The 8376-nt window shown below is 41.0% G+C and carries 7 protein-coding genes; all 7 read right to left on the reverse strand.

The features are described from left to right. Nucleotides 1-163: 163 nt before the first annotated feature. The 7 genes from leuB to ilvB are packed head-to-tail and all read right to left on the reverse strand — an operon-like array spanning nt 164 to nt 7726. On the reverse strand, nt 164-1240 hold the full coding sequence (gene leuB, locus JT739_RS12400; RefSeq protein ID WP_237661435.1) for a 3-isopropylmalate dehydrogenase: 1077 nt from the start codon (nt 1238-1240) through the stop codon (nt 164-166). Beyond that, nucleotides 1228-1731: a 3-isopropylmalate dehydratase small subunit gene (gene leuD, locus JT739_RS12405; protein WP_237661436.1), complete on the reverse strand. Its 504-nt coding sequence runs from the start codon at nt 1729-1731 to the stop codon at nt 1228-1230. Before leuD ends, leuB begins: the two co-directional genes overlap by 13 nt. Further along, nucleotides 1732-2994, reverse strand: a complete 1263-nt coding sequence (leuC, locus tag JT739_RS12410) for a 3-isopropylmalate dehydratase large subunit (protein WP_237661437.1) — start codon at nt 2992-2994, stop codon at nt 1732-1734. Nucleotides 2995-3007: 13 nt separating this feature from the next. Then, on the reverse strand, nt 3008-4531 hold the full coding sequence (locus tag JT739_RS12415) for a 2-isopropylmalate synthase (RefSeq protein WP_237661438.1): 1524 nt from the start codon (nt 4529-4531) through the stop codon (nt 3008-3010). Between the two features lie 18 nt (nt 4532-4549). Further along, complete coding sequence (ilvC, locus tag JT739_RS12420) at nt 4550-5557, reverse strand: ketol-acid reductoisomerase (protein WP_237661439.1); 1008 nt, start codon at nt 5555-5557, stop codon at nt 4550-4552. 1 nt (nt 5558) lies between these two features. After that, nucleotides 5559-6062 (reverse strand): acetolactate synthase small subunit, encoded by a 504-nt coding sequence (ilvN, locus tag JT739_RS12425; RefSeq protein WP_237661440.1) that lies wholly within the window; start codon nt 6060-6062, stop codon nt 5559-5561. 2 nt (nt 6063-6064) lie between these two features. Beyond that, nucleotides 6065-7726, reverse strand: a complete 1662-nt coding sequence (ilvB, locus tag JT739_RS12430; RefSeq protein WP_255688790.1) for a biosynthetic-type acetolactate synthase large subunit — start codon at nt 7724-7726, stop codon at nt 6065-6067. Nucleotides 7727-8376: the final 650 nt, after the last annotated feature.

The following is an 8376-nucleotide window of genomic DNA, read 5'->3' on the forward strand; positions in this document are numbered from 1 at the left end:
TTTTTTCTTTTGCTGTTAAATACAATATTTAATAAATTTGTAACGTGTTTTGTTGTTTTTATTTTATGCCAAAGGTGACATTTTCACTGAATAAAAATCATGCCTTTTAGGTGACATTTTCAAAGATTATTGACACTCTTAAATTGATTTCAATCAGCTAATTCTAATCAATACCAATATACTTTTTTATAATGTCGCCAATTTCTGAGGTAGACACTACGTGTTTTGCTCCAGCTCGCAAGTCAAAAGTTCCGTATCCCTCATCGAGGACTTTATTTACAGCATTTATTATAGCCTTTGAAGCAGACTTTTCACCGAAGGAGTATTCAAGCATCATCGCGGCTGACAGTATACATGCTATAGGGTTTGCCTTACCAGTGCCAGCGATGTCGGGAGCCGAACCATGTATGGGCTCATACAAATAAGGTTTTTCGTCACCTAAACTTGCTGACGGCAGCATGCCTATAGAACCTGTGAGCACTGAAGCCTCGTCGCTTAATATGTCTCCAAAAGTGTTTTCCGTTAATATCACGTCAAACTGGGCTGGATTTAATATAAGCTGCATAGAACAATTGTCAACATACATATAGTTGAGCTTTACATGAGGGTAGTCGGCGGCCATTTCAGATACTATAGCTCTCCAAAGCCTGGAGGTTTCCAAGACATTGGACTTATCAACTAAAGTTAGATGGCCTTTTCGATTTCGGGCAATATTGAAGGCAAGCCTGGCCACCCTCCTTATTTGGTCATCAGTGTATTCCATGGTATCAAAGGCTGTTACATGATTCTGACCTTCCTCCTTGCCTTTTTTCCCAAAATACAGGCCTCCTGTCAATTCCCGGACAATCATGATATCAAGGTCATCACCCAAAAACTCCTGTTTTATGGGTGACGCATCGGCAAGGGCTTTAAAAAGGACAACAGGCCTCAAATTGGCATATAGGTTAAGATCTTTTCTCAACTTTAAAATTGCCTGCTCGGGTCTTTTTTCTTTAGGCAGGTGGTCCCATTTGGGGCCACCGACGGCCCCAAATAAAATTGCGTCACTATTTTTACAAAGCTGAAGGACCTCCTCAGTTAAGGGGACACCATGTGCGTCTATGGAAGCACCGCCAACTAAACCTTCTACAAACTGAAATTTTATATTAAATATATGTTCAACTGCATTTAATATCTTTTCTGCTTCACTTATGATTTCAGGACCAATACCGTCTCCCGGAAGAAGGGCTATTGTGAACACTTACTATCCACCTTCTTTGCATAATTTAAAAGGCCTCCGGCATTAATTATTTCTTTGATGAATTCAGGAAACGGTTTGGCGGTATAAACTTTGCCTGTCGTTAAGTTAGTTATAATTCCTTCATCTGTATTGATTTCGAGTTCATCTCCACTTGCTATTTCCTCAATGCCACCATCACATTCCAATATGGGCAAGCCTATATTGATAGCATTTCTGTAAAATATCCGCGCAAAGGATTTCGCGATTACGCAGCTGATACCTGTGGATTTTATAGCTAGTGGTGCGTGTTCGCGGGAACTGCCGCATCCAAAATTTTTGCCGGCTACTATGATATCCCCTTGATTTACTTTATTTGCAAAATCTGGGTCAATATCCTCCATACAATGGGCTGCCAGTTCATGGGAATTTGTTGTATTTAAATAGCGAGCAGGAATAATTACATCAGTATCTATGTTATCTTTAAAAGTCCATACCCTTCCTTTAAACTTCATCTAGGCCACCTCCCGGGGATGGGTTATTCTTCCTTTAATGGCAGAAGCCGCTGCTACAGCAGGATTTGACAGATATACTTCACTTTCAGGGTGACCCATTCTACCTACAAAATTTCTGTTAGTAGTAGCAACTGCCCTTTCACCTTTGGCTAGAATACCCATATATCCACCTAGACAGGGTCCGCACGTGGGTGTGCTCACTACAGCACCGGCCTCGATAAAAATTTCAGTAATTCCTTCTTTTATCATCTCCTGATAAACTTGCTGCGTGGCCGGAATTACTATTAATCTGACATAAGGGTGCACTTTATGCCCTTTGATTACCCTTGCAGCCATCCTCATGTCTTCTAATCTCCCATTTGTACACGAGCCTATAACTACCTGATCTATTTCAATACCTTGCGCTTCTTCCACATCAACTACATTTTCAGGAAGGTGGGGGAGGGCAATCTTAGGCCCGATTTCCTCCACATTGTAATCGATTATTTCCGAGTAACGGGCATCTTCATCGCTTTTAAATACTTCATAAGGCCGCTTAGCTCTATCTTTGACATACTCCAGAGTTATATTATCGGCTTCCATTATTCCATTTTTGCCACCGGCTTCAATGGCCATATTGGTCATTGTAAACCGCTCATCCATTGTCAGGTTCGAAAGGGCATCACCGGTAAATTCCATAGCCTTGTATAATGCTCCATCTACACCTATGTCTCCAATAGTGTGTAAAATCAAATCTTTTCCGGTAACCCACGGATTTAGCTTGCCATGATAGATGAATTTTATCGTCTCAGGTACTTTAAACCAGCATTTTCCTGTTATCATGGCAAAAGCCAAATCTGTAGAACCGACACCGGTAGAGAAAGCCCCTAATGCGCCATAAGTGCAAGTGTGGGAATCAGCACCGATAACTACATCTCCTGGAAGTACTATACCCTGCTCTGGTAAAAGTGCATGCTCTATTCCCATGCGTCCAACTTCATAGTAATGAACTATCTGCTGCTCTTTTGCAAAATCCCTTAAAGTTTTGCAAAGCTCAGCCGATTTTATATCTTTATTGGGGGCAAAATGATCGGGTATAAGGGCAATTTTTTCTCTATCAAAAACCTTTTGAGCCCCGGATTTTTTAAATTCTTCAATAGCAACAGGGCCTGTTATGTCGTTTGCTAAAGCAATATCCACGTTGACCATTATAAGCTCTCCGGGCTCTACAAAACTCTTGCCTGCATGTTTCGCAAAGATTTTCTCTGTTATTGTCATTCCCATTTAAAATCACCACCTAGGCTTTGCAGTATCCACCATTGTATAATATCTTATTTAGTGCACTGACATATGCTATAGCACTTGCTTCTATAATATCTGTGCTCAATCCTCTACCTAGAAAAGTCCTGCCTTCCTTTTCTACCTTTACGGTTACCTCGCCTAAAGCATCTTTGCCTCCTGAAACGGACCTGATAGAATAGTCAACTAACTTGCAGTTCACATTACATGCCCTGTCAAGCGCCTTATATATGGCATCTATTGGTCCGTCACCGGTTGACGCTTCCTCAATAGTGTCTTCATTTATCTTAACTCTAACGGTTGCTGTTGCGATGGACTTGTTGCCTGTGGATACTTGAAAGTAATCTAATTCAATGTGCTGAGGCAGTTTTATTACCTGGTCTTCTACAATGGCCTCAATGTCCATATCTGTTATATCTTTCTTCCTGTCTGCCAGGTCTTTAAACCGCTCAAATGCTTTATTCAATTCATCTTGGGATAATTCATAACCCAGTTCTTTTAATCTTTCTGCAAAGGCATGCCTGCCGGAGTGTTTACCCAACACCAGCCTATTAGTAGTCAACCCAATGGATTGGGGACTCATTATTTCATAAGTGGATTTCTCAGCTAAAACTCCGTGTTGATGAATCCCAGATTCGTGAGCAAAAGCATTTGCCCCAACAATAGCTTTATTGGGCTGAATAGCTACTCCAGTAATAGTGCTTATCATTTTACTTGTACGGTAAATTTGTTTTGTGTTTATATTGTGTGTGACACCATAGATGTCCTTTCGGGTATCAAGGGCCATTACCACCTCTTCTAAGGCAGCATTGCCAGCCCGTTCACCAAGGCCATTTACAGCGCATTCTATCTGAGTCGCACCAGCAGCTACAGCCTCTAGGGAATTAGCTACAGCCATACCCAAATCGTCATGGCAGTGGACACTTACTTTTACATTTTCAATTTTAGGTATTTTTTCCATCAAAGTTTTTATCAGGTTGCTAAATTCTTTGGGCATTGTATAACCTACAGTATCAGGAACATTTATGACCGTAGCTCCTGCTTCTATGGCAGCTGCGTAAAGCTTACAGAGGAACTCTATATCTGATCTTGATGCATCTTCCGCAGAAAACTCCACATCTTCTACATAGGATTTCGCTCGCTTTACGGCAGCTACTGCCGCTTCCAAAACCTGCTCTTCCGTCATTTTTAGTTTATATTTCATGTGAATCGGCGACGAAGCTATAAATGTATGAATTCTAGGTCTGGCAGCAGCCTTAAGTGCTTCTGCTGCACAGTCTATATCTTTAAAGTTTGCTCGGGCGAGTGCTGCAATAACTGGCCCTTTTACATTTTCTGCAATGGCTTTTACCGCATTAAAATCTCCTTTAGAAGCTATAGGAAATCCGGCTTCAATTACATCTACGGAAAGTCTTTCAAGTTGTCTAGCTATTTCCAGCTTCTCTGCCACATTTAATGATATACCTGGAGTTTGCTCGCCATCCCTCAATGTAGTATCAAAAATATCTATTTTTCTGGGCATCTATCATACCCCCTGTTATCAGTCCATAGTAATTGTACTTTTTAGCCAGGGCATCATACTTCTCAACTCTTTGCCTACTTTTTCTATTGGGTGCTCAGCTTCCTTAGCCTGGATTGCTCTGAATACCGGCCTGCCGGCTTGATTTTCCAAAATCCATTCCTTTGCAAATTTTCCTGTGACAATTTCATCAAGGACTTTTTTCATTTCCTTGCGAGTCTCTTCAGTAATTATCCGCTTGCCAACTGTAAAGTCACCATATTTGGCAGTATCGCTAACTGAATATCTCATCAAGCTAAGGCCACCTTCATATATTAAGTCAACAATTAATTTCATCTCATGAAGGCATTCAAAATATGCTATTTCTGGCTGAAAACCAGCTTCAACTAAAGTTTCAAATCCGGCTTTGATAAGCTCTGATACGCCACCACATAGGACGCATTGCTCACCAAAAAGATCTGACTGAGTTTCTTCAGTGAAAGTAGTTTCTATTACCCCAGCTCGAGTTCCTCCTATACCTTTTGCATAGGCCAGTGCAATGTCTTTAGCCTTACCTGAGAAGTCCTGGTGAACTGCAAGTAGGCACGGAACGCCTCCGCATTGCTCATAAGTCCTCCTTACAAGATGACCTGGCCCTTTTGGTGCTATCATAAAGACATCTACATATTCCGGCGGAACGATTTGACTGTAGACAATTGCAAAACCATGAGCAAAAGCTAGAGCGTCACCTTTCTTAAGATTCGGTTTGATTTCCTTTTCATAAACCTGACCCTGGAGATGGTCTGGAATTAAAATCATTATTATATCTGCTTCAGCTGCAGCTTCGCTGACAGTCTTCACCTCAAGACCCGCCTGTTCAGCAATTTGCCATGATTTGCTGCCTTTATAAAGCCCTACAACCACATCAATGCCGCTATCTTTTAAATTCAGTGCATGACCGTGGCCTTGGCTTCCATAGCCAATAATAGCTACCTTCTTTCCCTTCAGTAATTGTAAATCAGCATCGTTGTCATAATACATTTTTGCCATGTTAACATTCCTCCTCAATTTTTATACAATTTGTACCTCTATTAATGGCAATAATGCCAGTTCTAACTAGTTCTTTTATGCCAAAAGGCTTTAATAGTTCTTCAAAGGCTTTTACCTTGTCTTTATCACCTGTAAGTTCTATTGTCATGGATTTGCGACTTACATCTACAATATTTGCCCTGAATATCTCCGCAATATGAATAATTTCTGACCTAACGTGAGGTTCTGCATCCACTTTAATTAACACCAATTCCCTTGTAACCGAATCTTGGGGATCGATTTTGCTTACTTTGATAACATCTACCAGCTTATTTAGCTGCTTTTTTACCTGCTCTACTACGTATTCGTCACCCTCTACCACTATAGTCATCCGGGATATATCCGGATTCTCAGTAGTTCCCACAGCAAGGCTGTCAATATTATAGCCTCTGCGGCTAAAAAGACCTGCAATTCTGGACAGCACCCCTGGATGATTCTCTACAAGTACGGAAAGTGTTGTTTTCATGTCTACCCTCCTATCATCTCATTGATGGTAGAACCGTTTAACACCATGGGATATACGTTTTCATCTATATCTACCATACATTCCAGTAAGAAAGGCCCTTTGTGTTCAATCAAACTGTCAATAGCAGCGGCAATTTCCTCTCGCTTTTGAATCCTCAAAGCTTTAATGCCATAACTTGCCGCAAGTTTTACAAAATCAGGAACAAACCCAAAGTGCACTTGATTATATCTCTTATTGCAGTAAAACTCCTGAAGTTGACGCACCAAACCTAAACCCTTGTTGTTAAACAGCACAATCTTTATAGGTAGTTCGTTTTCTACCACAGTAGCCATTTCTGACAAGTTCATTTGAAAACTGCCGTCTCCGCAAATATTTACTACCATCTTATCGGTTTTTGCAATTTGAACCCCAATGGCGGCCGGAAGGCCATAGCCCATAGTACCTAAACCACCTGAAGAAATAAAGGTGCGTGGTTCTATAAACTCGTAATGCTGAGCTGTCCACATTTGGTGACAACCAACCTCAGTAGTGATAATCGCTTTGCCTTTGGTTTTGTCGGAAATATAGCGTATCACTTCAACGGGGTGTAAATTCTCTCCATCGGTTTTATAAACAGCTTTTTGTTTTAATCTAGTTACATAATCAGTCCATTCGCTATTTGATCGTGTTTCAACTCTTGAAGCTATTTCTCCTAAAACATGCTTTACATCGCCTACTATGGGAGTATCCACTGGTATGTTTTTGCCTATTTCAGCCGGGTCTATGTCAATATGAATCACCTTAGCATTTGGTGCAAAACCATCCACTTTGCCAACAGTTCTATCAGCAAAGCGTGCTCCTGCGGCAATTATTAAATCTGCTTCAGCTATCATTTTGTTAGCGGGTGATACACCGTGCATGCCAATCATGCCAACATATAGGGGGTGATTGGCAGGGAAAGCCCCTATTCCCATTAATGTTGTTACAACAGGTATGTTAGCCTTTTGGGCAAGCCGCATTAGTTCATCTTCGGCACCAGCTAAATTAATGCCGCCACCTGCACAAATCACAGGTTTTTGTGACTGGTTAATAGTTTCAGCTGCTCGCAATATCTGCAGATAATGACCTACGGTATTGGGTTTATATCCCCTAAGATTAACATTTTCCGGATAGTCAAAATCAATTATTGTTTCTGCCACATCTTTTGGCAAATCTATTAATACAGGACCCGGTCTGCCTGTTGAGGCAATATAAAAGGCTTCTTTTACAATTCTAGGAATATCCTGTGCATTTTTTACCAGATAATTATGTTTTGTAAAGGGTGCAGTAGCGCCGGTTATATCGACTTCCTGAAAAACGTCTCTACCTATAACTGATGTGGATACTTGGCCTGTAATAGCTATGATTGGAATCGAGTCCATATATGCAGTAGCTATTCCAGTAACTAAATTTGTTGCTCCAGGCCCAGAAGTAGCCATACATACGCCAACTTTACCGGAAACCCGGGCATAGCCGCTGGCCGCATGAGCAGCACCCTGTTCTGAGCGTGTTAAAATATGTTTTATTTTTGAATTATTAAGGGCATCATATACAGGAAGGATAGCCCCTCCAGGATATCCAAAGATAAAATTCACATTTTCATATTCGAGGGATTTAATCAAAGCTTCAGCACCGGTCACCTTCAACTGCCTTCACCACCTTTTATATTTAGTGTAAAATTAAACCCCTCGCCTTGAGAAGTTTCTCAGGGACGAGGGGTATTCCTCGTGGTACCACCCTGTTTTGCCTGAACCTTGCGGTTTTGGCCTCAGGAAGTAGCTTGCTACTTCATTTTAACGCAATGTTGCGGCATCGGACTACTCCATTTCGCCCGAGCTGTTCAGGAGCGAGAATGAACAAATACGGTGGACCGGCTTTCACCTTACCCGGCTCTCTGTGCCACTTTCTTTGCCATACTCTCCATCATTACATTATTTACACAATATATAACTTTAATTTTTGGTAATAAAAAACCCAGCAGGAGATTCAAATAGGAACCTGCCGCTGGAGACTTTTATTCTCACGGTGTTCTAAGGCCTGGCCTTAGATTGTACCGCTCGGTCGCTGACGCCATTTCTGGCCGGAACCCTAGGTACACTTCCTACTACATAGTACAAGGGCTTTAATTTTAGGTGTTGGTATGTATTTTACCATGATTTAAAAATATGTCAAGAGGTTTTTTAAATAATTTGTCAATAACCAGTAAAAATGTCACTTAAAAAAGAGTAATTTTATTCTATGAAAATGTCACCTTTGGCATAAAATAAAAACAACAAAACACATTACAAATTTGTTA

It is taken from the genome of Tepidanaerobacter sp. GT38, from assembly GCF_021991635.1.
In the GTDB taxonomy this organism is placed as follows: Bacteria; Bacillota; Thermosediminibacteria; order Thermosediminibacterales; family Tepidanaerobacteraceae; genus DTU063.

Excerpts from the sequence above, each read along its gene's own strand:
- ilvN (WP_237661440.1), bottom strand. The coding sequence starts at position 6,062 with ATGAAAACAACACTTTCCGTACTTGTAGAGAATCATCCAGGGGTGCTG.
- leuD (WP_237661436.1), bottom strand. The coding sequence starts at position 1,731 with ATGAAGTTTAAAGGAAGGGTATGGACTTTTAAAGATAACATAGATACT.
- JT739_RS12415 (WP_237661438.1), bottom strand. The coding sequence starts at position 4,531 with ATGCCCAGAAAAATAGATATTTTTGATACTACATTGAGGGATGGCGAG.
- ilvC (WP_237661439.1), bottom strand. The coding sequence starts at position 5,557 with ATGGCAAAAATGTATTATGACAACGATGCTGATTTACAATTACTGAAG.
- leuC (WP_237661437.1), bottom strand. The coding sequence starts at position 2,994 with ATGGGAATGACAATAACAGAGAAAATCTTTGCGAAACATGCAGGCAAG.